Here is a 22,862-nt window from a genome sequence, read left to right as displayed (position 1 = left end):
TGCCACCCCCCGGTTCAGACCGCCCGTCCGCTGGCCGCCTGCGGATCCAGAAGACCGTAGAAGGGCGAGCGCCGCAAGACCCCCGGCCGCAGATCGCCAGGCGCCACCAGTCCGGGCACGGCATCGCCTGCCCGGATCGCATCCAGCGTCGCGCAGACATGGGCCGCAGTGACAGAGGACACCGCACTGACCGCCCCGGTGTGATCCTGCCGGGCCTGCAACAGCCGCGAGTCCCAGTGTTCCGACGCCTGGTTGCGGCGCCGGATCGCGATGATGACGCGGTCATCCTCGGTCCGGGGCAAGGCGGTGGTCAGCAGGGTGCGGAACTGAAAGAGCCGCTTGGACAGGCCCAGATCGTCCAGCAGGAAGCGGATGTAATCCAGATGACCCGGATGGCGCAGGGTCTTGAATTCCAGCCCCGCGATGCGGCCCTGCCAGTCGCGCGCCAGCGCATCCAGGCTGCCAGCGGTCGCAAAGGCCTCAAGCCCCATGCCGCCGAATTGCACGGCCTCTTCCTCGGACAGCGGCGGCAGTTCGGTCAGCTTGCCATCGCGGATCGCAAGACAAGGCGCGGTATATTCGGCAACCAGCCCCTCGATGCCCCACATGTTGGCATAGCCCAGCCGGTTCGACGCCTTGGCCGGAAGAACGCCGACAAAGACCGTGATACGGTCCGCCGGACCCGCCGTCGCCAGCGCCTCGGCCGCAAGGGCGGTCACCCAGCCCGGCGCCAGCCCGCAGCCAGGGGCCAGCGTCAGCCCTGCCCCGGCCGCATCGGTTGCCAGATGCCCGACAGCCGCGCCAGAAGCCGCGCTTTCCACGATGTCCAGATAGTGACAGCCGGCCGCGATGGCGGCGCGCGCGACCTCGGCCGCGGTCAGGGCCGGATCGGCCAGCACCACCGCCTGCTGCCCGCGCAGCGCCTGTGCCAGCGCCTCGGACAGGGCGCCGGTCAAGGGCGGCAGCGCCCGCAGACCAGGCGCCAGCGCCGCGTCGGCATCGCGGGCGGCCAGCACGGGGGCATAGCGCGGATCATCGGCAAAGGTCTGCGCGATGCGCTGCGCCATGCGGCCGGACCCAAGAACCAGAACCGGATAGGCCATGGCGCTACCCGTGGAACCGCGACAGGAACCCCCGCAGGCGGTCCGATCGCGGGTTGCGCAAGATGTCCTCGGGGCTGCCTTCCTCGGCGATGCGGCCCTGTTCCATGAAGATCACCCGGCTGGCCACATCGGCGGCAAAGCCCATCTCGTGCGTGACCAGAACCATGGTCATGCCCTGATCGGCCAGCCGCCGGATCACGCCCAGCACCTCGCCCACCAGTTCGGGATCCAGCGCCGATGTCACCTCGTCCAGCAACAGCACCTCGGGCTTCATCGCAAGCGACCGGGCGATCGCCACGCGCTGTTTCTGACCGCCCGACAGGTGCGAGGGATAGGCACTGGCCTTGTCCGCCAGCCCGACCTGCGCCAGCAGGTCCATGGCCACCGCCTCGGCCTCGGCGCGGGGCTGTTTCAGCACGGTGCGCGGGCCCTTGGTGATGTTGTCCAGCACCGACAGATGCGGGAACAGGTTGAAATGCTGGAACACCATCCCGACCTCGCGGCGCAGATCGCCGGTGCCGATGCTGCCGCCCTTGCCACGAAAGCGGGGCGAGACCTCCTTGCCCTTGAACAGGAATTTCCCGCCTGTCGGGGTTTCCATCATGTTCAGGCAGCGGATCAGGGTGGACTTGCCCGACCCCGAGGGTCCGATGAGGCCCAGCACCTCGCCAGGCATCAGGTCCAGGTCGATCCCCTTCAGCACGTCCAGATTGCCGAAGGATTTGGTCAGGCCGCGAACGGAAATCACTGGTTCTGTCATGGTCCTGTCCTCAGTCGCTGCGCCGCATACGGCGTTCAAAGTGATCCGCCACCTGCGTCAGCGGGAACAGCATGACGAAATACATCACCGCGGCCAGCGTATAGGCCTCGAGCGGGCGGTAGGTTTCGGAATTCACCACCGAGGTCATGTAGGTCAGTTCCGCCACCGAAATCGCATAAAGCAGCGAGGTGTTCTTTACCTGGATGACCGACTGGTTGATGAAGGCGGGCAGCATCTTCTTGATCGCCTGCGGCATGATGATGTGGGTCATCGCCTGCACGCCCGACATGCCGACGGCTGCCGCGGCCTCGCGCTGGCCCTTGTCGATGGCGTTGATGCCGCCGCGGAAAATCTCGGCATAGAACGAGCCGACATACAGCGAGAGCGTCAGAAGCCCCGCCACGGTGTTGGAAATCGTCACGCCCAGCAGCATCGGCAGCGCGTAATAGGCCCACAGGATCTGCACCAGCAGCGGGGTGCAGCGGAACAGTTCCTGATAGCTGCGCGCCGCAATGCGCAGCGCGGCAAAGCGCGACAGGCGGGCGAAACAGGCCACAAGCCCGACAACCACCCCCAGCGCGATCGAGCCGATGGTATAGAGAAACGTCGTCCAGATCCCGATCAGGAAAAGATCGAAGGACTGCAAGACGGTGTAGAAGTCCCAGTGATACATGCCTGTCTCCCCTGACCGTTGATCCGGCTTGTTGGCGCGGGCCATGATCGGCCCGCGCAAGTGGCCTTAGCCGTTGATGTCGAAGCCTTCGGGCAGATCGTCCAGCCCGATGCCAAAGGGCTCCAGCCCTTTCAGGATCCAGGTCTGGTTGTTGCCGACCCGGCGGTTGTAGTCAGCCCAGGCCGACACGAAGCCGCGCCAGACATCGTCCGAGTTCTGGTTCATCCCGACCACCGAAGGCGAGGACAGGATCGGCTGCGGCACATAGACCTTGCCGATGGCCGCGTTCTTCTTGGTCATCACCATGCTGTTGAACACGGTGTTGATGATGGCATCGGCCTTGCCGGTCGCCACGGCCAGCACCGCCTCGTCCCGGGTCTTGAAGCGCAGGATGTTGGCCTTGGGCAGATAGGCCTTGGTGATCTGGTCCTGCGACGAGCCAAGATCGACCGCGATGGTATAGGCCGGATCGTTCAGTTCGGCCCAGGTCTTGTTCGCCAGTTCCGGCTTGGGCGAGATGATGGTGAAGCTGTTGTAATAGGTCGGCGCCGAGAAATGCACCGCCAGCGCCCGCTTGGGCAGCGCCGTCAGCGCGAAGGCCAGATCGACCTTGCCCGACTGCACGTCGAGGATGGAATTCGACCAGCTGGATTCGACAACCTCCAGCTTGACGCCCAGTTCCTCGGCCATGTTCTTGCCCATCTCGACCACAAAGCCGCGCCATTCGCCGGTGCGCGGATCCTTGGAGAAATAGGGATCCTCGTTCAGGATGCCCGCAATGCGCAGAACGCCGCGATCGCGGATTTCATCCACGGTCGATTTCTGCTGCGCCTGTGCTGCGCCCAGCGTGGCCGCAAGGGCAAGGGCAGCCGCGGTCATCCCGGCGGCCAGTTTCTTCAGGAACATCGTCACCTCCATATTGGCGCGGCGCACCGCGCGGATTTCGTATCGGCACATCTTCGAGGGCCTTCTGACGGGCCACCTGCCGCATTGCGCCCGTTTTCCGCTGCCCGATCAATACAAGAAAAGGGCCCCATCCTATAAACTGAATTGCAAGATGCCGCGGCATCGTCAAGCAAGGGGCGGCAAACAGGGGGTTCTTCCAAATATTGTTGTAAGTGGCGGGCGCTAATTTGCATCGCGGGGGCGGACGGACCGGGCTAGCGTCAAGACCAGAACACCCACCCCCAAGCGGAGCCCGCCGTGCCGCAGACCCCATCCGAATTTGACGTGGCCATCGCCGGCGCCGGTATCGTCGGTGCCTCGGTTGCCTGGCATCTGGCCGGGGCAGGATTGCGTGTCGCCGTGATCGACGCCGTGGGGCCCGCCTCGGCGGCTTCGGGCGCCTCGGACGGCGCGGTCTCGGTCGCCTCGAAAAAGCCGGGGCCGCTGGCGCGCCTTGCTTCGGCCTCGCTGCTTTATACCCGTGTGCTGTCGCAAGGCGGCCCGCTGGCCGGCGCCTTTCACCCCCGCCCCTCGTATGTCTTCGGGCAGGGCGAGGCAGAGCTGGACGCGATGGATGCCCTGATCGCCAAGCTTGGTCAGGTCGCAGGGCCCGTCCGGGTGACGGCCGATGGCGGGCGCGATCTGCTTCCGGGGCTGGGCGCCGGGGTCGAGCGGCTGGTCGCGCTGGACGGCGAAGGGCACATGCCCGGCCACAAGGCGGTGCGCGCCTATCTGGCACGGCCGGGAATCACCGGGTTCTGGCCTGCACCGATCCGCGCGATCGACCCGGATGATCGCGGCGTCACCTTGGATCTGGGCACGCAAAAGGTGCGGGCGGGGCAACTGGTGCTGGCGCTTGGCGTCTCCAGCCCCCAGCTGGTGCCGGGCCTGCCGGTCATCCCGCGCGCGGGGCAGTTGTTCGTGACCGACCGCGGGCCGGTCGATGCCCTGCCCGGATCGCTGACCGCCGCCGCCTATCTGCTGGCCAAGACCGAGGCGCCGGGCCGCGCGACCCTGCCGCCTGTGGTGATCGACCCGCTGACCACCGGGCAGTTCCTGATCGGATCAAGCCGCGAAGACCACGCCGACCCCAACCGGGTGGAATTTTCCGTGATGCGCGGCCTGATGGCGCGATCAGTCGCGGCCTTTCCCGCGCTGGCGGCGCGGCGGGTGATCCGGGCCTTTGCCGGGGTGCGTGCGGCCGTGATCGACGGGCTGCCCATCGTCGGGCCGCTCGCCGGTCAGCCGCGCATCACCCTTGCCACCGGCTTCGAGGGCGATGGCATCTGCCTTTCGGCCATCATCGGCGCCGAGGTCGCCCGCATGGTGCGCGGCCTGCCGCCATCCGATGCGCTGGCGGCCGATCTGGCGGTGCTCTCGCCGCTGCGATTCACGACCCAACCGCAGGAGGGCCGGGCATGAGCGGACATATCCTCTGGCAAGACCGCGCCATTGCGTTTCGGGCCGGCGAATCGGTGGCCAGCGCCCTGCTGCGCGCGGGGGTGATCGCCTTCGGTCAGGCACCCACTGGACAGGCCCGCGCGGTGTTCTGCGGCATCGGCCAGTGTCAGAACTGCCTTGTGCAGGTCGATGGCCGCCTGGCCGAGGCCTGCCTGACCCCCTGCCGCACTGGCATGCACATTCTGCCCGAGACCGGAGCCTGCGATGTCTGACGCCCCCGTCCTTGTGATCGGTGCCGGTCTGGCCGGACTGGCCGCCGCAGTGGAACTGGCCCGCGCCGGCCTGCCCGTTCTGGTCGCCGATCAGGCCCAGACGCCAGGCGGCGCCGTGCATCGCCAGCCGCTGCCGGGTGTTCGATCCATCGCATCGCCCGTGCAGCGCCGCCGGTGGGCCGGGCTGATGGCCGACGTGCAGGCGCAGGGCACGCGTATCACGCTGTCCATGGGCACGGCCTTTGGCGGCGTCGATCACACCGGCGCGGTGCTGCTGACCGGCGCGGGCGCGCGGCTGTTCCGCCCCCGCGCCCTGATAGTCGCCACCGGCGCACGCGAGCGGGTGCAACCCCGCCCCGGCTGGACCTTGCCAGGCGTCGAAACCGCTGGCAGCCTGCAAACCCGCCTCAAGACCCTTGCCGAGGCGCCCGAGGGGCGCGTTCTGCTGGCGGGTTCCGGCCCGCTGCTGCTGGCACTGGGCGCAGAGCTTGCCCGCCTTGGGCGCCCTCCCGTGGCGATTGTCGAGGCCGGGCGGCCGCTCTCGCACCCGATTGCCGCGCTTGGCCTGCCGATGTCCTATCTGCGCGAAGGCGCCGAATATCTGCTGCGGCTGAAGCTTGCCGGTGTGCCGATTCTGGCAGGCAGTCATCTGGCGGCGATCCGGGCCGAAGGTGGCGCGCTGGTCGCCGACATCGACACGCCCAAAGGCCGCCGCAGCCTGACGGTGGACCGCATTGCCCTGCATGACGGGATCGCCTCGAACGACATCGGCCTGCCCGATTGCCCTGCCCTGCCCGTGCTGCGCGCCGGCGACTGCCGCGAGGCGCTTGGCGCCCGCGCGGCGCTGGCCGATGGCCGGGCCCAGGGCGCGGCACTGGCGGCCCGACTGCTGGGCCAGCCGCAACCGGCCCCCGCCCCCGAAGTCGCCCGCCAGCGCGCCGCGCAGGCGCTGGTCGCCCGGCTGCACGCCCATGACGGCGCGAGCCGTCTGGCCGCCCTGCCCGGCGACACCGTGATCTGCCGGTGCGAGGCGCGCACAGTGAACGATCTGCGCGCCCTTGGCCCCGATCCGACCGACCGTCAGTTGCGCCTGGACGGTCGCTTTTCCATGGGCCCCTGCCAGGGCCGGTTCTGCGCTGAATGGACCGCGCGCCTGGCTGCGCCCGATACACCCAAACCCCGGCTGGGCGCACCCCGCTGGCCCGCACGGCCCATCGCCATCGCGGACCTGCTGGCCACCCCCGACGAAACCCAAGGAGATCCGGCATGACCATCGCCGCCCCCCTGCTGCGCCCCGATGTGGCGCGCGTGACCGTCATCAACCCGTTCAGCGGCGCCGCCGTCGGTGACGTCCCCGTTGCCTCCGAGGCCGAGGTTCTTGGCACCGTCTTGCGCGCCAAACAGGCCGCTGCCGCGTTTCGCACCTCGACCCCGCATCAGCGGCGCGAGCTGCTGAACCGTCTGGCCGACCTGCTGGCCCGCGATGCCGAGGTGCTGGCCCAGACCATCTGCGCCGAAATGGGCAAGACCATCACCGAGGCCCGCAACGAAACCCGCCGCGCGCAGAACACGCTGCGCCTGTCGGGCGATGCGGCGACCTTCCTCGATGGCGAGGTGATGCACTGCGCCATCGTCGCCGGCGGGGTGGACCGGCAGGCGGTCGTGACCCATGTTCCCGTGGGGGTGGTGGCGGCGATCACGCCGTTCAACTATCCGGTCAACCTTTTGTGCCACAAGCTGGGCCCCGCGATTGCCGCAGGCAATGCGGTTGTGGTCAAACCCTCGCCCAAGGCACCGCTGGCCGCCGATCACCTGGTGCGCCTGACGGTCGAGGCTGGGTTCCCAGCCGATCTGGTGCAGGTGGTGCATGGCGGGGCGGACACCGCGCTGGCACTGGCGCGCGCGCCGATCGACATCCTGTCCTTCACCGGCGGGCCGCAGGCGGGTCTGGCGCTGAAACGCGCCAGCGGCCTTGTGCGCTGCCTGATGGAACTGGGCGGCAACGATCCGCTGTTCGTGCTGCCCGATGCCGATCTGGATCTGGCAGCCAGCACCGCCATCGGCCACCGCTATGAGATCGCGGGACAAAGCTGCGCAGCGGTGAAAAAGCTGTATGTCCACGATGACGTGGCCGAGGCGTTCACCGCCATCTTGCTCGACAAGGTTGCCGCCCATCGCTTTGGCGATCCGTCGCTGGCAGAGACCCAGATGGGCCCGGTGATCGACGCCCCGGCCGCCGATACCATCTTGCAGCGTCTGGCCGATGCCCAGGCCGCGGGCGCCCGCCTGCTGGCAGGCGGCACGCGCGAGGGCAACCTGATCGCCCCCACCGTCATTGCAGGGGTCGAGCCCGCGATGCCGCTGATAGCGCAGGAAACCTTTGGTCCGGTGCTGGCGCTGCGCCAGTTCGCCGAACTTGATGCCGCCATGGCCGAGGTCAACGCCAGCGACTACGGCCTGCAGGCCGGGATTTTCACCAACGATCACGCCGCCATCCGCAAGCTGTCGCGCGGCCTGCAGGTGGGCGGCATCATGGTGAACGAAGGCCCGGATTTCCGCGCCGAACACGTGCCCTTTGGCGGCGTCAAGACCTCGGGCCTTGGCCGCGAGGGCGTGCGCATCGCCATCCGCGAAATGTCGGAACCCCGTGTGGTGATCGACTGATCCAGACGAAAGGACCATTTCCATGACCGACCTGACCCGTTTCGACGGTGTGTTCACTGCACTCGTCACCCCCTTCACCGACAGCGGCGAGATCGACTGGCCGGCCTTTGACCGCCTGATCGACCGCCAGCTGGACGCCGGGATCCGCGGCCTTGTTCCTGTGGGCACCACCGGCGAGGCAGCGACCTTGGACGAGGATGAGGCGCTGGCCGTCATCGCCCATACCGTGCGCCGCGCGGGGAATGCGGCCTATGTTCTGGCCGGCACCGGCAGCAACGTGACGAAAAAGACCGTTGCCGCCACCCGCCGCGCGGTCGAGGCTGGCGCGCATGGGGTGCTGCTGATCACGCCCTATTACAACAAACCCTCGCCCGAAGGGCTGATCGCCCATTTCGGCGCGGCGGCCGAGGCGGCCGGGGCGGCCGATGTGATGCTGTATTCCGTGCCGGGGCGCACGGGCATTGCCATCGCCCCCGAAACCGCTGCGACGCTGGCCAAAAGCCATGCCAACATCGTGGCGATCAAGGAGGCGGGCGGCGATCCGGCGCGCACCACGGCCTTGCGGGCGGCCTGCGGGCCTGACTTCGTGGTGCATTGCGGCGACGATGGCCTTGCGCTGCCGTTCTTTGCGCTTGGCGCCCGGGGGCTGACCTCGGTGCTGTCGAACTGGCGCCCGGCCGAGGTGGTCGCCCTGCACCGTGCCTGGACCGAAGGCAAGCAGGACGAGGCGCTGGCCCTTCATGACTGGCTGTCGCCTCTGGCGGCCTCGATGTTCTGCGAGGCAAGCCCCGGGCCGGTCAAGCGCGCGCTGGCGATGGACGGGGTGATGACCGATCAGGTGCGCCTGCCGCTGGTGCCGCTGTCGCCGCGCGGCGATGCGATGCTGCGTCAGGCGATGTCGGGCGCGGGCCTTTTGTAACGCGAAACGGCCGCCCATGGCGGCCGCACGCCCATCGGGCCGCCCTGGCGGCCCGATAGACCCCGGGGGTCAGCGGCGCTTGCGCGCAGGAACCGTCACCGGAACCGGCACCGGGGCCACATGCTGACGCAGGCCGCCGCGCGGGGTATCGTCGCGTTCCGCCATCGACATGACGGCAATCCCGAACTGCACCCCGGCAAAGATCGTGCCCGAGAACATGAAGATCATCAGCCCGGCCAGCCAGCCCATCTGGCTGTCCAGGATCAGGTGGCGCAGCCCCGCGATGTCAAAGCCCAGCAGCGCCCCCAGAAACACGGCCGAAAGCCCGAAGCCGATGGCGACATTGGTGATGTAAAGGCGAACGAGCTTCGGCATCATGATTCTCCGTGCTGCATACGCATAACGTAGCGCAGTTTCGCAGAACGTCCAGAGACCAGGTGACGCAGCCGCCCTAACCGGCCGGAACCAGCCAGCCGGCAAGCACCGGCGCCAGCAGCGCGGTCAGGATCGCGGACAGCCCCATGCCGATGGCGGCAAAGGCCCCGGCGGTTTCATGCACCTGAAAGGCGCGGGCCGCCCCGATGCCATGGGCGGCGACGCCCACCGCAAAGCCCCGCGCCCGCCAGTCGCGCATCTGCAGCGCGTTCAGCAGCGGGGTCGCGACGATCGCCCCCATCGCGCCGGTGACGATGACCAGCACCGCCGTCAGCGTGGGCGATCCGCCGATCTGTTCCGACACCCCCAGCGCCACCGCCGCCGTGGCCGATTTGGGCACCATCGACAAAAGGACCACCCGGTCCACCCCCAGCGCCTGCCCGATCCAGACCGCCGTAGCCGATGACACCGCGACCCCCGTCACCAGCGCCCCGACCATCGGCAGCAGCGCCCGGCGCAGCCGCGGCAGCTGCGCGTGCAGCGGCACCGCCAGCGCAACCGTCGCCGGGCCGAGCATGAAGTGGACGAACTGCGCGCCCTCGAAATAGACCTGATAGGGGGTGGCGGTGGCCCACAGGATCAGCGCAAGGATCACCACGGCAATCAGCACCGGGTTCACCACCGGATGCCGCCCGCTGACGCGCGAGCCCGCATCGCCAATCACATAGGCCGCCAGTGTCAGCGTCAGCCACAGCAGCGGATCGCGGCCCAGATAGCCCCAGATCTCGGCAAAGTCAGTCATCGCGCCCCCCGGTCAGCCGCGCCAACAGCGCAAAGACCAGCGCCCCCGCCGCAATCGCCAGCACGGTCGACACCAGCAGCGCCAGCCCGATCGCCGGCCCCTGCGCGCCCAGCGTGCCAAGATGGCCGACGACGCCGACCCCGGCCGGCACGAACAGCAAGGACAGATGCGCGAGGATCCCCTGTCCTGCCGGGCGCACCAGCCCGGCCAGCCGGTCCGACACCGCCATGGCGATCAGCATCAGCACCATGCCCATCACCGGGCCTGGCACCGGCAGGCGCATCAGCTGGGCCAGCACGACGCCAGCCAGTTGAAAGCCAAGGATCAGGGTCAGGGAAAGAACCATCGCTGCGCCCCGCGCCAGATCTCATCGACAATCGGACGGGTCGGCGCCCCTGGCTGGCCGCTGGAGGGGTTTCACACCCCTCCAGACCTCCCCGTGGGATATTTGCAGACAGATGAAGCATGGGCAACCGGGCTTGCGACATCATCCGCGCCGCAGATCCGCCAGGTGCCGCCCCGCCCTATTGCCCGAAGGCTTCCGGCTTTGCCTCGCGCGCCATGTGATCGAGCACGGCGTTGACGAATTTCGGCTCTTTCCCGTCGGGGAAGAACGCCTTGGCGACATCGACGAATTCGGTGATCACCACCTTGGGCGGCGTGCCGGGGGCCACCAGTTCGGCCCCTGCCGCGCGGAACAGCGCGCGCAGCACCGGGTCGATCCGGTCGATGGGCCAGGCGGCGGCCAGCGCACGGTCGGTCATCTGGTCGATGCGCGCCTGCCAGTTCACCGCCGTATCGAGCAACATGCGGAAATGCGTGCTGTCGGCGTCGGAAAATTCCACATCGTCGACGATCATGCCAAAGCGGTGGCTTTCGAATTCACGCGCCACCCGCTCGACGGTCTGGCCCGACAGCTCCATCTGATAGAGCGCCTGCACCGAATAAAGCCGCGCCGCCGATTTCTGGCGGCGCTTTTCGGCGTTGGCGGCCTTGCGCTTGTCCTCGGGCGTCATGCGCGGAATGCTCCCTCGTCGGCCCGAAAGCCGATGCCCTTGGTGGTGCCTGCCCATTTGCGCGCCAGCGCGATCAGATGCAGCGCAGCCATCGCCGCCCCGCCGCCCTTGTTCTGGTCGGCCGGATCGGCGCGCACGGCGGCCTGCGGATGGTTTTCGACCGTCAGGATGCCGTTGCCGATGCACAGGCCCTGAAGGCCCAGCAGGGTGATCGCACGCGAGCTGTCATTGCAGACCGTATCGTAATGCGTCGTCTCGCCCCGGATCACGCAGCCAAGGGCGACATAGCCGTCATAGTTCGACAGACGCTCGGCCATGGCGATGGCGGTCGGGATCTCCAGCGCGCCGGGCACTTCGATCAGATCGCAGTCTGCCCCGACCGAGGCCGCAGCGCCGCGCGCCCCGGCGATCAGGTTATCCGCGATGTCCTTGTAATAGGGCGCCACCACGATCAGCAGCTTGACCGGCTTGTCGAACACCGGCGCAGGAAGGGTATAATGCGAGGCTCCGGCCATGGCTTACTCCTTGGTGATGGCACGGGTGCCGGTGATTTCCAGCCCATAGGCTTCAAGGCCGACAACCTTCGGCTTGGCCGAATTGGTCACCAGCTCGATGCGGGTCAGGCCAAGGGCCGACAGGATCTGCGCGCCCAGACCATACTGGCGCAGCGTCTGGGGCGAATGTTCGCCGTCCATCACCAGCTGCATGGTGGTATCGCGCAGCAGGACCACGGCGCCGCGCCCTTCGGTCGCGATCAGGCGCATGGCGGCCTGCATCTCGCCGGCGCGGCCGGGGTTGATGCCCAGCACATCTTCCAGCGGGTTGATCTGGTGGATCCGCACCAGCACCGGCGCATCCGAGGACAGATCGCCCTTGGTCAGCACGATATGTTCGGCGCCTTGCGTTTCATCGACATAGACCCGCATCAGCCAGTCGCCGCCAAAGGCCGAGGTCACGCGGCGCACCGCCTTTTCCGTGACCAGATTGTCATGGCGACGGCGATAGGCGATCAGATCGGAAATCGTGCCGACCTTCAGCCCGTGCCTTTGCGCAAAGGCGACCAGATCGGGCAGACGGGCCATGGTGCCATCGTCGTTCATGATCTCGCAGATCACGCCCGAGGGGTTGAGCCCGGCAAGGCGGCTGATGTCCACCGCCGCCTCGGTATGGCCGGCGCGCACCAGAACGCCGCCGTCGCGGGCGCGCAGCGGGAACACATGGCCGGGCGTTGCAATGTCGGCCGCGCCCTTGGTCGGGTCGATGGCCACGGAAATCGTGCGCGCCCGGTCATGGGCGGAAATCCCGGTCGTCACCCCTTCGCGCGCCTCGATCGACAGGGTGAAGGCGGTTTCGTGACGGCTGGAGTTCTTGGGGCTCATCAGCGGCAGGCCAAGCTGTTCGATCCGCTGCGCCGGCATGGCCAGACAGATCAGCCCGCGCCCGTGGGTGGCCATGAAGTTGATCGCCGCCGGCGTGCACATCTGCGCCGGGATCACCAGATCGCCTTCATTCTCGCGATCCTCGTGATCGACCAGAATGAACATGCGCCCGTTGCGCGCATCTTCGATGATATCCTCGATGGGCGAGATGGCCGCGCCCAGGTCGCGTTCCACCGGCCCCGGCTTGGCGTAATTTTCGGACATCGGCAGCCCCTATGATCGCATGTCCCTTGGCAGATAGCGCAGCCCGCGCCGGGTGGCCAGAGCCTATCGGCTTGACCTTGGCGCACAGCAGGGTCACCAGTCATGCACGTCAGCAAAAGGCCCCCCCGGATGACCAGCGCAGATCTGACCCGCGACAACCTGCGCGGCGGCCTCTTGATGATGGCGGCCATGGCGGCCTTTGCCATCGAGGACATGATGACCAAGGCGGTCTCGGGCCGCGTTCCGGCAGGCGAGATCATCCTTGCGATCGGCATCGGCTCGACCCTTGTGCTGTCGCTGGTCGCGCTGCGCCAGCGGCAACCGCTGGTCACCCCGGCGATCCTGCACCCGCTGGTGATGCTGCGCAACCTGGCGGAAATGTCGGGCACGGCCGGGTTCATCACTGCGCTGACGCTGATGCCGCTGGCCACGGCCTCGGCGCTGCACCAGACCATGCCGCTGGCGATGACGCTGGGGGCCGCGCTGTTTCTGGGGGAAAAGGTCGGCTGGCGGCGGTGGGCGGCGGTTGCGGTCGGATTTCTGGGTGTTCTGGTGATCTTGCGGCCGACAGGTGACGGGCTGTCGGGGTTCGCGGCGGCGGCCACGATGACGGCGGTGTTCAGCCTGGCGGTGCGCGATCTGGCCACGCGCAAGGTGGCCGGGGCGGTGTCGTCGCTGTCGCTGGCGCTGTGGGGCTCGGCCTCGTTCATTCCCTCGGGCCTTATCCTGATGGTGGCGACCGGGTCGGACTGGATCATGCCGCAGGGCCTTGACTGGCTGATGCTGGCGGGCCTCGCGGGAATGGGCGTGACCGGCTATTCGCTGATGGTCAGCGCAACCCGCGTGGGCGAGGTGTCGGCCATCATGCCCTATCGCTATTCGCGGCTGGTCTTTGCCATGGTGCTGGGCTGGCTGGCCTTTGCCGAGGTGCCCGATGGCTGGACGCTGCTGGGCGGGACGATGATCGTGGGATCGGGCTTCTACACCTTTTTGCGCGAACGCCGGCTGGCGCGGCGCTGACGCTGCCCCGCAGGTGGACAGAGGACGCGACAGTCCGGGCCAGTTGTTTCCGGCTTGCGCCCTGCGCGAGCGCTACCATTCTTTCCATAAGGGCCTGAACGGGCTAAAGGGGCGGCAAGTTCACCCGAAGGGATTGCCCCATGACCACGATCATCGACATTCACGCCCGCGAGATCCTCGACAGCCGCGGCAATCCCACCATCGAGGTGGACGTCACGCTGGAAGACGGCGAGATGGGCCGCGCGGCGGTTCCCTCGGGCGCCTCGACCGGCGCACACGAGGCAGTGGAACGCCGCGACGGCGACAAGTCGCGCTATCTGGGCAAGGGCGTGCTGGAGGCGGTCGAGGCCGTGAACGGCGAGATCGCCGAGGAACTGGTCGGCTATGACGCGACCGAACAGATCGCCATCGACCGTGTCCTGTGCGAGATGGACGGCACCGCCAACAAGTCGCGCCTGGGCGCCAATGCCATCCTGGGCGTCTCGCTCGCCACCGCCAAGGCCGCCGCGCTGGCCACCCGCCAGCCGCTGTTCCGCTATGTCGGCGGCACCGGCGCGCGCCTGCTGCCGGTCCCGATGATGAACATCATCAACGGCGGCCAGCATGCCGACAACCCGATCGACATTCAGGAATTCATGATCATGCCGGTCTCGGCCGGCAATATCCGCGATGCCGTGCGGATGGGCGCCGAAGTGTTCCATGTGCTGAAAAAGGAACTCAAGGCCGCCGGCCACAACACCGGCGTGGGCGATGAGGGCGGCTTTGCGCCGAACCTGTCGTCGGCCCGCGAGGCGCTGGACTTCATCCTGAAATCGGTCGAGATCGCCGGCTATACCCCTGGCGATGACATCATGCTGGCGCTCGACTGCGCCTCGACCGAATATTTCAAGGACGGCCGCTATGCGATGACCGGCGAAGGCCTGAGCCTGACCGCCGAGCAGAACGTCGATTTCCTGGCCAGCCTGTGCGCCGACTACCCGATCCTGTCGATCGAGGATGGCTGCGCCGAGGATGACTGGGAAGGCTGGCAGATGCTGACCGACCGTCTGGGCGCGGGCGTCCAGCTGGTGGGCGACGATCTGTTCGTCACCAACCCCGAACGTCTGGCCGAAGGCATCGAGCGCGGCTGCGCCAACTCGCTGCTGGTCAAGGTGAACCAGATCGGCACCCTGACCGAGACGCTGGACGCGGTGCGCATGGCCGACCGTGCCGGCTATACCAGCGTGATGAGCCACCGTTCGGGCGAGACCGAGGATGCGACCATCGCCGATCTGGCAGTGGCCACCAACTGCGGCCAGATCAAGACCGGCTCGCTGGCGCGCTCGGACCGGCTGGCCAAGTATAACCAGCTGATCCGTATCGAGGAAATGCTGGGCGACATCGCGGAATATGCCGGGACGAACATCCTGCGGACTTGAGGTGCAGGGGGGCCAGCCCCCCGCCGTCACTGGGCCTTGAACCAAGGGCGCCCCGCCGCCAAAGGGGCCGTCTGCCCCTTTGGAAGCCCCGAGGATATTTTCGGAAAGATGAAGGGGCATTAACCGCCCGTTAAGCAAGACCCGCGCAAGGTTCGGCCATGCGCGGGTTTTTTGTTGTCTTCGTGGTGCTGATCTGGGCCGGTCTGGCATCGGCCGGGCCTTGGCCCCGCGACAAGGGGCGCAGCTTTGTGACGCTTGGCACGACCGGGCAGACGGCCAGCCTGTGGGCAGAACGGGGGCTTGGCCGCGGGCGATGGCTGGCGCTGGACGGCTGGTATGATACCGGCTCTGGCAACTGGTCGATTGCGGCCAGCTTTCACAAGGCGATGCAGGACCGGGGCGGGTTGAAGCTGGCCTGGTTTGCCGGTGTTGCCGTGGGGATGCCCAAGACGGACATCAACATCACCGTGCCCGTGGTCCACTTCCCGTCAACCTGGCAGGCCGTGGTCAAGATCCGCCCCGTGGTCTCGGCCCGGGTCGGGCTCAGTCTGGGCAAGGCGCTGGCCCGGCCCTGGCCGGGATGGGCAACGCTGGACATGCGGGTTGACCTTGGCCCTGCCGGGACGCGGGCCAAAGCCGAGGCGACCGTCGGCTATCGCCCGCGCGAGCGGCTGGCGCTGATCGGGCAGGTGCAGGCCGACCTGGGCCGGGGGCAGCGGCCGGATCTGCATCTGGCGGGTTCGGCGGTCTGGTCGGCGGGCAAGCGCGTGCAGATGGAACTCGGCCTGCGGCAGAACCTGCGCGGCGGGCGCCCGCAGATCAAGGCAGCAAGCTGGCTGGAGTTCTAGCGGGCTGGCCCGGCGCGGCACCAAAGCGCAGCCGCCCGGGGCGTCAGGACCGCTCGCCCGAAATCCCGGACAGGATCGCGCAATGCGGCCCCTGGTCCCCCGGACAGGCGGCGATCATGTCGGCCAGCGCGCCGCGCATCGCTTCAAGCGCGGCGATGCGGTCGTCGATCCCGTCCAGATGGTGCTGCGCGATGCGTTTGACATCGGCGCTGGCACGGTGGGGATCGGCGCGCAAGGACAGCAGGGCGCGGCAATCCTCGATGCTGAACCCCAGCGCGCGGGAGCGGGCCAGAAACTCCAGCCGGTCCAGATCGGCGGGGGCAAAGCGGCGATAGCCATTGGCCAGCCGCCTGGGTGCGATCAGGCCAATGTCTTCGTAATAGCGGATGGTCTTGGCCGGCAGGCCCGTCGCCTCTGACGCTTCCTTGATGTTCATCACAGCTCTCCGATCCGGTGGCCGGCCCGGCGCAGCCGCAGCGCGTTCGACAGCACGAACACCGAGGACAGCGCCATCGCCCCCGCCGCCAGCATGGGCGAGAGCATCAGCCCGAAGGCCGGGTAGAACACGCCTGCCGCCACCGGGATCAGCGCGGCGTTATAGGCAAAGGCCCAGAACAGGTTTTGCCGGATATTGCGCAGCGTCGCGCGGGCCAGTTCCACCGCCGTTGCCACCGCGCGCGGATCGCCCGAGGCGAGCACGACATCCGCCGCCTCGATGGCAACATCGGTGCCCTGCCCCATGGCCAGCCCGACTTCGGCCGCCGCCAGCACCGGGGCATCGTTGATCCCGTCGCCGACAAAGGCCATCGGGCCAAGCCCGCCGATCGCCTGAACCTTGCCTTCGGGCAGAACGCCGGCCACCACGGTTTCGATGCCGATCTCGGCTGCGACCGCCTGCGCCGTCGCCGGGGCATCGCCCGAGACCATGGCGACCTTCAGGCCCATCGCCTTCAGCGCCGCCACCGCCGGGGCCGCGCCGGGCTTGATCGGGTCGGCCACCGCCAGCAGGGCCGCAGGCTGGCCATCAACCGCCGCATAGAGCACGGTGCGCCCGCGCGCCGCCAGATCGGCCGCGGCCGGGGACAGCGCGGCAATATCAATCCCTTGCGCCCCCATCAGGCGCGGGTTGCCAAGGGCGATCTGCCGCCCGCCCACCTGGCCCGTGACGCCCTGCCCCGGCACGGCCTGCACACCGTCTGCCTCGGGCACGGCCAGCCCTTCGGCCCCGCGGCGGATCGCCAGCGCGACAGGGTGTTCCGACTGCGCCTCGACCGCTGCCGCAAGGGCCAGCACCTGCGCCCGGTCGGCGCCATCCGCCAGCACCACATCGGTCAGTTCGGGGCGGCCTTCGGTCAGCGTGCCGGTCTTGTCAAAGGCGATGCCCTGAACCGAGGACAGCCGCTGCAGCGCCTCGCCCTTACGGAACAGGATGCCCAGTTCCGCCGCCCGCCCGGTGCCAACCAGAATGGAGGTTGGCGTCGCAAGGCCCATGGCGCAAGGACAGGCGACGATCAGCACCGAAACCCCCGCGACCAGCGCCTGGGTGAGCGCCGCGCCCGCGACCAGCCAGACCACCACCGCCAGCAATGCCAGCCCCATGACCACCGGCACGAACACCGCCGTCACCTTGTCGACCAGCGCCTGAATGGGCAGCTTGCCGGCCTGAGCCTCGCCCACCATGCGCACGATCTGTTGCAGCCGGGTGTCGGCCCCGGCCCGCGTCACCTGCACCCGCAGCGCGCCGGTGCCATTCACGGTGCCGCCCGTCACCTCGGCGCCTTCGGCCTTGGCGACGGGCACCGGCTCTCCGGTGATCATGCTTTCGTCGATATACGAGGTGCCGGACAGCACGACGCCATCGGCCGCCAGCCGCTCTCCGGGGCGGATGCGCAGGATGTCGCCGGGGCGCAGGGCATGGGCGCTGCGCTCCTCGGCCCCGTCGGGGGTTTCGACCAGCGCGCTGTCGGGTTGCAGATCGACCAGCCGCCGGATGGCGGCGCCCGTGCGCCCGCGCGCCCGTGCCTCCAGCCAGCGGCCCATCAGGATGAGCGTGACGATCACCGCCGCCGCCTCGAAGTAGACCGCGCGGGCATTGTCCGGCAGCACCGAGGGCACCAGCAGCGCGACCATCGAATAGATCCAGGCCGACAGCGTGCCCACCGCCACCAGCGAGTTCATGTCGGGCGAGAGCCGCGCCAGCGATGGCAGCCCCCGCGTCAGGAACACCCGCCCCGGCCCGGCCAGCACGATGGTGGTCAACAGCGCCTGCACTGTCCAGCTTGGCCCCTGCCCGATGGTATGCAGCACCCAGTGGTGAAAGGCCGGGATCAGATGCCCGCCCATTTCCAGCACAAACACCGGCAAGGTCAGCCCCAGTGCCCACAGGAACCGGCGCTTCATCGCGGCTTCTTCGGCGGCCTGACGATCGGCGCGGGCATCGGTCATGGGTTCGGCCGGATAGCCGGCCTTGCCAAGCGCGGCCATCATGGCCGGGATCATGCCAGGCCCGGCAACATGGCGCACCGTGACCGAGGTATCGGCAAGGTTCGCGGTTGCGCCCTCGACCCCCGGCAGGGCGGTCAGCACCTTTTCCACCCGCGCCACGCACGAGGCGCAGGTCATCCCGTCCAGCGCCAGCCGCGTCACCTCGTGCCGCAGGCCATAGCCGGCGCGTTTCAGCGCGGTGTCGGCGGCGTTCAGGTCAGGATCACCGGCAAAGCCGATGCGCGCGGTGTTCTGGGCCAGATTGACCTCGGCGCTGTCGATGCCAGGCTGGGCGCGCAGGACACGCTCGGCCCGCCCGACACAGGCCGCGCAGTAAAGGCCTTCGATCTCGACGGTGGTGGTTGTGGTCATGGCGGGTATCCTTTCCCCCCACCAGATGGACCTTCCAGTCACGGGAAGGTCAAGGGGTCGCGGCAAGAAATCCCAAGGTCAGCGCCTCGGTCAGCTGCTGGGCGGCGCCCAGGATGTCGCCGGTCTGCCCGCCGATGCGCGCCCTGGCCCACTGCCCCAGCGCCAAGAGCAGCAGCGGAACGGCGATCAGCGCCGCCAGCGGCCCGAAGATCGCCAGCGGCACCAGCGCCACCATAACCGCCAGCCCCGCCTGCAGGGCCGTGGGCCGCCCCATCAGGCGCGACAGGCCATCGGGGCGGGCGGGGGGCATGGCGGCCATCAGCACCGGCATCACTGCCCGACTGGCCGCCGCCGCCGCAATCAGCACCCATGGCGCAATCGGCAAGATCACCACCAGCGCCGACCAGCGCGCCAGCAGCACCAGCATCAGCGCCAGCGCCCCGAACGATCCGATCCGGCTGTCGCGCATGATCTCCAGCCGCCGCGCGGGGTCACGCCCGCCCATCAGGCCATCGAAGGTATCGGCCAGCCCATCCTCGTGCAGCCCGCCCGTGGCCATGGCCTGAACGGCCAGCGCCAGCGCCGCCGCCCACCCGGCCGGCAGGCCAAGCGCCAGCGCGCCCCAGCCCGCGACGGCCCCGAGGGCGCCCACCACGGCCCCCGCCACCGGCCAGGCCCAGCACCCCGCCGCCCCGCGCCCCGGCCCGCCCAGCGGCAGCCGGGTCAACAGCCCAAAGGCCCCGCGCAGATCGCCCAGCCACAGCGGCCCGGCCCCGTTGTCCTGCATTGCCTGTCCCTTCGCTCTGGCGCCGGTCGCCCGCTGGCGCTAGCCATGGCACAAGACGGAACAGACGGACAAGACCATGACCTTCACCACCCTCGCCCAGTTCGCCGCAGCCCTGAGCGCGATGCCCGGCCCCGATCCGGACGCCATCGCCGGGGCACAGGCCCGCAACGGCCAGCTGACCAAACCGCCGGGGGCGCTGGGGCGGCTGGAGGAGCTGGCGATCTGGTATGCCGGCTGGCGAGGGAACCCGCGCCCCAAGCTGGAGCGCCCGCAAGTGGTGATCTTTGCCGGCAATCATGGCGTGGTGGCACAAGGCGTTTCGGCCTTTCCGCCCGAAGTGACGGTCCAGATGGTCGCCAATTTTCAGGCCGGGGGCGCTGCGATCAACCAGCTCGCGCGCAGCTTCGGGGCCTCGATGTCGGTCGTGCCGCTGGATCTGGACCGCCCGACGATGGATTTCACCCAAGGCCCCGCGATGACCGAGGCCGACTGCGCCGCGGCCCTGTCTGCTGGCTGGGACGCGGTCGATCCGGCGGCGGACCTGCTGGTCGTGGGCGAGATGGGCATCGGCAACACCACCTCGGCCGCCGCGATTGCCCTGGCCCTGATGGGCGGCACAGCGCAGGACTGGACCGGCCGGGGCACGGGACTGGACGATGCGGGCCTGGCGCGCAAGGCCGATGTCGTGGCACGCGGGCTGGCCCTCCATGCGGACGCAGACCCGCTCGAGGTGCTGCGCCGCCTTGGCGGGCGCGAACTGGCCGCGATGACCGGCGCCATCGCCCGCGCACGGGCGTTGCGCATCCCGGTGCTTCTTGACGGGTTCATCTGTACGGCGGCGGCGGCCGTGCTGGAAACCGCCCGTCCCGGCGCCCTCGATCATTGCGTTGCGGCCCATGTCTCGCAAGAGCCCGGCCATGGCCGCCTGCTGGCCCACCTGGACAAGACGCCGCTGCTGGCGCTGGACCTGCGACTGGGCGAAGGCTCGGGCGCGGCGCTGGCGATCGGCATCCTCCAAGGCGCGATCGCCTGCCATTCGGGCATGGCAACCTTTGCCGAGGCCGGCGTCTCCGAAGCGTGACCGAGGCACTCCCGCACCCTTGAACCGCCCCAAGGGGCGGCACAAGGCTTTGGGCCGGGCGCCGCGCGATGGCGCGGCGCGGGCCACGGCCTTCGCCGAATCACGGGACCACCGTGAAGCCTCTCCTATCACTTTGCGAGAATGACATGCTCGACCTGCCTGGCTAACCAATGAATGCCTGGCACGCCTGATGGCCTGCACCTGAGGGCAGACAGCGCCCGGCATACAGGACAGATGGGTATTTGAAAAAAGGCAAAACAAAATTCCGAGCTTTGCCGACATGGGGCCCGCGCCCGATCTGCTTTGCCTTTTTCCAAATACCCCCGCCGGAGGCACGCCGCGCGGAACGCGCGGCGCCCGGCCCAAAGCTTTGGGCCGCACCCTCGGGTGCGGAGCAAGGGTGCGGGAGTACGCGGGTCAGCCTTCGCTGCGGGCCTGACGCTTGCGCTCGTGCGGGTCGAGATAGCGCTTGCGCAGGCGGATGATCTTGGGCGTCACCTCGACCAGTTCGTCATCGTCGATATAGGCGATCGACTCTTCAAGGCTCATGCGCACCGGCGTCGTCAGGCGCACGGCCTCGTCCGTGCCCGAGGCACGCACGTTGGTCAGCTTCTTGCCCTTGAGCGGGTTCACTTCCAGATCGTTGTCGCGCGAATGCTCGCCGATGATCATGCCCTCGTAGACCTGTTCCTGCGCACCGATGAACAGCTTGCCACGCTCTTCGAGGTTCCACAGCGCGTAAGCGACCGAGACGCCGTTTTCCATGCTGATCAGAACGCCCTGGCGGCGGCCCTGGATCGCGCCCTTGTGCGGCACCCAGCCATGGAAGATGCGGTTCAGCACGCCCGAGCCGCGCGTGTCGGTCAGGAACTGGCCATGATAGCCGATCAGCCCGCGCGAGGGCACATGTGCGACGATCCGGGTCTTGCCAGCGCCGGCCGGTTTCATCTCGACCAGTTCGCCCTTGCGCTCGCCGGTCAGCTTGTCGATCACCGCGCCGGTGTATTCGTCATCGACGTCGATGATGACTTCCTCGACCGGCTCCATGCGCTGGCCGTCTTCGTCCTTCATGATCACGCGCGGGCGCGAGATCGACAGCTCGAACCCTTCGCGGCGCATGTTCTCGATCAGCACGCCCATCTGCAATTCGCCCCGGCCCGAGACGATGAAGGCCTCGCCGCCCGGCGTGTCCTCGATGCGGATGGCGACGTTCGATTCCGCCTCCTTGAACAGGCGTTCGCGAATCACGCGCGACTGCACCTTGTTGCCATCGCGGCCCGCCAGGGGCGAATCGTTGATGCCGAAGGTGACCGAGATGGTCGGCGGGTCGATCGGCTGGGCGGGCAGCGCGGTATCCACCTCGGGAGCGCACAGCGTGTCGGCCACGGTGGCCTTGGTCATGCCGGCCAGCGTCACGATATCGCCCGCAACCGCCTCGTCGATGGCGGTCTGGGCAAGGCCGCGGAAGGCGAGGATCTTGGTCACGCGGAACTGCTCGATCCGCTCGCCGGTGCGGGTCAGCGCCTTGAGCGACGCGCCCACCGCCAGCTTGCCCGATTCCACCCGGCCCGTCAGCAGGCGGCCGACGAACGGGTCGGCCGACAGCGTGGTCGCCAGCATGCGGAAGGGCTCGTCGGTGCGCGATTGCTGCTTGGGCGGCGGCACATGGCGCAGCACCAGATCGAACAGCGCCGACAGATCCTTGCGCGGGCCGTCCAGATCCACATCCGCCCAGCCGGCACGGCCCGAGGCATAGAGATGCGGGAAATCAAGCTGTTCGTCGCTTGCACCCAGGTTGGCGAACAGGTCGAACACCTCGTCCAGGGCGCGGTCGGGTTCGGCATCGGGCTTGTCGACCTTGTTCAGCACCACGATCGGCCGCAGGCCAAGCGCCAGTGCCTTGGTCAGCACGAATTTGGTCTGCGGCATCGGGCCTTCGGCCGCGTCGACCAGCAGGCAGACGCCATCGACCATGCTGAGGATCCGCTCCACCTCGCCGCCGAAGTCGGCGTGGCCGGGCGTGTCGACGATGTTGATCCGCACGCCCTTCCATTCGACCGAGGTCGCCTTGGCAAGGATGGTGATCCCGCGCTCTCGTTCGATGTCGTTGCTGTCCATCGCCCGTTCGGTCACCTGCTGGTTTTCCCGATAGGTGCCGGACTGTTTGAGAAGCTCGTCCACCAGCGTGGTCTTGCCATGGTCGACGTGCGCGATGATCGCGATGTTGCGGATGTCCATATGTTCGCCCTGAATGCTGCGGTGCCGCGCATACACGAGCG

At 68.4% G+C, this 22,862-nt stretch carries 23 protein-coding genes; 9 read left to right on the top strand and 14 right to left on the bottom strand.

Annotation, left to right across the window (positions count from 1 at the left end; genetic code table 11):
- Nucleotides 1–14: 14 nt before the first annotated feature.
- The 4 genes from G481_RS22800 to G481_RS0104285 form a co-directional block, all read right to left on the bottom strand.
- A complete protein-coding gene (locus tag G481_RS22800; protein WP_051294293.1) occupies nt 15–1,103 on the bottom strand; it encodes a saccharopine dehydrogenase family protein in 1,089 nt (362 codons plus the stop codon).
- A 4-nt stretch (nt 1,104–1,107) separates the two neighbouring features.
- Complete coding sequence (locus G481_RS0104295) at nt 1,108–1,863, bottom strand: amino acid ABC transporter ATP-binding protein (protein WP_035025065.1); 756 nt, start codon at nt 1,861–1,863, stop codon at nt 1,108–1,110.
- A gap of 10 nt (nt 1,864–1,873) precedes the next feature.
- A complete protein-coding gene (locus G481_RS0104290) occupies nt 1,874–2,536 on the bottom strand; it encodes an amino acid ABC transporter permease (protein WP_028028923.1) in 663 nt (220 codons plus the stop codon).
- Between the two features lie 66 nt (nt 2,537–2,602).
- Nucleotides 2,603–3,493 (bottom strand): transporter substrate-binding domain-containing protein, encoded by an 891-nt coding sequence (locus G481_RS0104285; protein ID WP_245594921.1) that lies wholly within the window; start codon nt 3,491–3,493, stop codon nt 2,603–2,605.
- Nucleotides 3,494–3,739: 246 nt separating this feature from the next.
- Here G481_RS0104285 and G481_RS0104280 point away from each other — a divergent pair, with 246 nt between their 5' ends.
- From G481_RS0104280 to dapA, 5 genes are read left to right on the top strand one after another with little or no spacing between them, the layout of a single operon-like run.
- Entirely contained in the window at nt 3,740–4,903 is a 1,164-nt protein-coding gene (locus G481_RS0104280) for an NAD(P)/FAD-dependent oxidoreductase (RefSeq protein ID WP_028028921.1), read from the top strand.
- Nucleotides 4,900–5,154 (top strand): 2Fe-2S iron-sulfur cluster-binding protein, encoded by a 255-nt coding sequence (locus G481_RS0104275; RefSeq protein WP_028028920.1) that lies wholly within the window; start codon nt 4,900–4,902, stop codon nt 5,152–5,154. Before G481_RS0104280 ends, G481_RS0104275 begins: the two co-directional genes overlap by 4 nt.
- A complete protein-coding gene (locus G481_RS0104270; RefSeq protein ID WP_028028919.1) occupies nt 5,147–6,424 on the top strand; it encodes an FAD-dependent oxidoreductase in 1,278 nt (425 codons plus the stop codon). The genes G481_RS0104275 and G481_RS0104270 overlap by 8 nt, the downstream gene beginning before the upstream one ends.
- Nucleotides 6,421–7,818, top strand: a complete 1,398-nt coding sequence (locus G481_RS0104265) for an aldehyde dehydrogenase family protein (protein WP_028028918.1) — start codon at nt 6,421–6,423, stop codon at nt 7,816–7,818. The genes G481_RS0104270 and G481_RS0104265 overlap by 4 nt, the downstream gene beginning before the upstream one ends.
- A 22-nt stretch (nt 7,819–7,840) precedes the next feature.
- Nucleotides 7,841–8,737: a 4-hydroxy-tetrahydrodipicolinate synthase gene (dapA, locus tag G481_RS0104260; protein WP_028028917.1), complete on the top strand. Its 897-nt coding sequence runs from the start codon at nt 7,841–7,843 to the stop codon at nt 8,735–8,737.
- Nucleotides 8,738–8,806: 69 nt separating this feature from the next.
- Here dapA and G481_RS0104255 read toward each other — a convergent pair whose 3' ends face one another.
- The 6 genes from G481_RS0104255 to ribB form a co-directional block, all read right to left on the bottom strand.
- Nucleotides 8,807–9,112 carry a hypothetical protein gene (locus G481_RS0104255; RefSeq protein ID WP_028028916.1) on the bottom strand — a complete coding sequence of 102 codons (306 nt, stop codon included), beginning with the start codon at nt 9,110–9,112 and terminating at the stop codon, nt 8,807–8,809.
- A 76-nt stretch (nt 9,113–9,188) separates the two neighbouring features.
- The gene (locus G481_RS0104250) at nt 9,189–9,914 is read right to left on the bottom strand and encodes an LrgB family protein (RefSeq protein ID WP_028028915.1); all 726 of its coding nucleotides are present in this window, start codon (nt 9,912–9,914) and stop codon (nt 9,189–9,191) included.
- Nucleotides 9,907–10,260, bottom strand: coding sequence for a CidA/LrgA family protein (locus G481_RS0104245; protein WP_028028914.1), 354 nt, complete (start codon nt 10,258–10,260; stop codon nt 9,907–9,909). The genes G481_RS0104250 and G481_RS0104245 overlap by 8 nt, the downstream gene beginning before the upstream one ends.
- Nucleotides 10,261–10,438: 178 nt before the next feature.
- A complete protein-coding gene (gene nusB, locus G481_RS0104240; RefSeq protein ID WP_028028913.1) occupies nt 10,439–10,930 on the bottom strand; it encodes a transcription antitermination factor NusB in 492 nt (163 codons plus the stop codon).
- A complete protein-coding gene (locus G481_RS0104235) occupies nt 10,927–11,445 on the bottom strand; it encodes a 6,7-dimethyl-8-ribityllumazine synthase (protein WP_028028912.1) in 519 nt (172 codons plus the stop codon). Before G481_RS0104235 ends, nusB begins: the two co-directional genes overlap by 4 nt.
- Nucleotides 11,446–11,448: 3 nt before the next feature.
- On the bottom strand, nt 11,449–12,573 hold the full coding sequence (gene ribB, locus G481_RS0104230) for a 3,4-dihydroxy-2-butanone-4-phosphate synthase (protein ID WP_035025062.1): 1,125 nt from the start codon (nt 12,571–12,573) through the stop codon (nt 11,449–11,451).
- A 129-nt stretch (nt 12,574–12,702) separates the two neighbouring features.
- Between ribB and G481_RS0104225 the strand changes: the two genes are divergently transcribed.
- From G481_RS0104225 to G481_RS0104215, 3 genes are all read left to right on the top strand, one after another.
- On the top strand, nt 12,703–13,593 hold the full coding sequence (locus tag G481_RS0104225; protein ID WP_028028910.1) for a DMT family transporter: 891 nt from the start codon (nt 12,703–12,705) through the stop codon (nt 13,591–13,593).
- Between the two features lie 140 nt (nt 13,594–13,733).
- Complete coding sequence (gene eno, locus G481_RS0104220) at nt 13,734–15,011, top strand: phosphopyruvate hydratase (RefSeq protein WP_028028909.1); 1,278 nt, start codon at nt 13,734–13,736, stop codon at nt 15,009–15,011.
- Between the two features lie 158 nt (nt 15,012–15,169).
- The gene (locus G481_RS0104215) at nt 15,170–15,859 is read left to right on the top strand and encodes a hypothetical protein (protein WP_028028908.1); all 690 of its coding nucleotides are present in this window, start codon (nt 15,170–15,172) and stop codon (nt 15,857–15,859) included.
- Nucleotides 15,860–15,902: 43 nt separating this feature from the next.
- Here the strand turns inward: G481_RS0104215 and G481_RS0104210 are convergent, their stop codons facing one another.
- The 3 genes from G481_RS0104210 to cobS are packed head-to-tail and all read right to left on the bottom strand — an operon-like array spanning nt 15,903 to nt 19,502.
- Entirely contained in the window at nt 15,903–16,295 is a 393-nt protein-coding gene (locus G481_RS0104210; RefSeq protein WP_028028907.1) for a MerR family DNA-binding protein, read from the bottom strand.
- Nucleotides 16,295–18,715: a heavy metal translocating P-type ATPase gene (locus G481_RS0104205; protein ID WP_028028906.1), complete on the bottom strand. Its 2,421-nt coding sequence runs from the start codon at nt 18,713–18,715 to the stop codon at nt 16,295–16,297. The genes G481_RS0104210 and G481_RS0104205 overlap by 1 nt, the downstream gene beginning before the upstream one ends.
- A 49-nt stretch (nt 18,716–18,764) precedes the next feature.
- Nucleotides 18,765–19,502 carry an adenosylcobinamide-GDP ribazoletransferase gene (cobS, locus tag G481_RS0104200; RefSeq protein WP_028028905.1) on the bottom strand — a complete coding sequence of 246 codons (738 nt, stop codon included), beginning with the start codon at nt 19,500–19,502 and terminating at the stop codon, nt 18,765–18,767.
- Nucleotides 19,503–19,578: 76 nt separating this feature from the next.
- Between cobS and cobT the strand changes: the two genes are divergently transcribed.
- Nucleotides 19,579–20,583: a nicotinate-nucleotide--dimethylbenzimidazole phosphoribosyltransferase gene (gene cobT, locus G481_RS0104195; protein WP_028028904.1), complete on the top strand. Its 1,005-nt coding sequence runs from the start codon at nt 19,579–19,581 to the stop codon at nt 20,581–20,583.
- A 417-nt stretch (nt 20,584–21,000) separates the two neighbouring features.
- Here cobT and typA read toward each other — a convergent pair whose 3' ends face one another.
- Complete coding sequence (gene typA, locus G481_RS0104190) at nt 21,001–22,821, bottom strand: translational GTPase TypA (RefSeq protein WP_028028903.1); 1,821 nt, start codon at nt 22,819–22,821, stop codon at nt 21,001–21,003.
- Nucleotides 22,822–22,862 lie beyond the last annotated feature (41 nt).

Source organism: Gemmobacter nectariphilus DSM 15620, from assembly GCF_000429765.1.
Classification (GTDB): domain Bacteria; phylum Pseudomonadota; class Alphaproteobacteria; order Rhodobacterales; family Rhodobacteraceae; genus Wagnerdoeblera; species Wagnerdoeblera nectariphila.
This window is presented reverse-complemented; position numbering and strand designations above follow the sequence as displayed.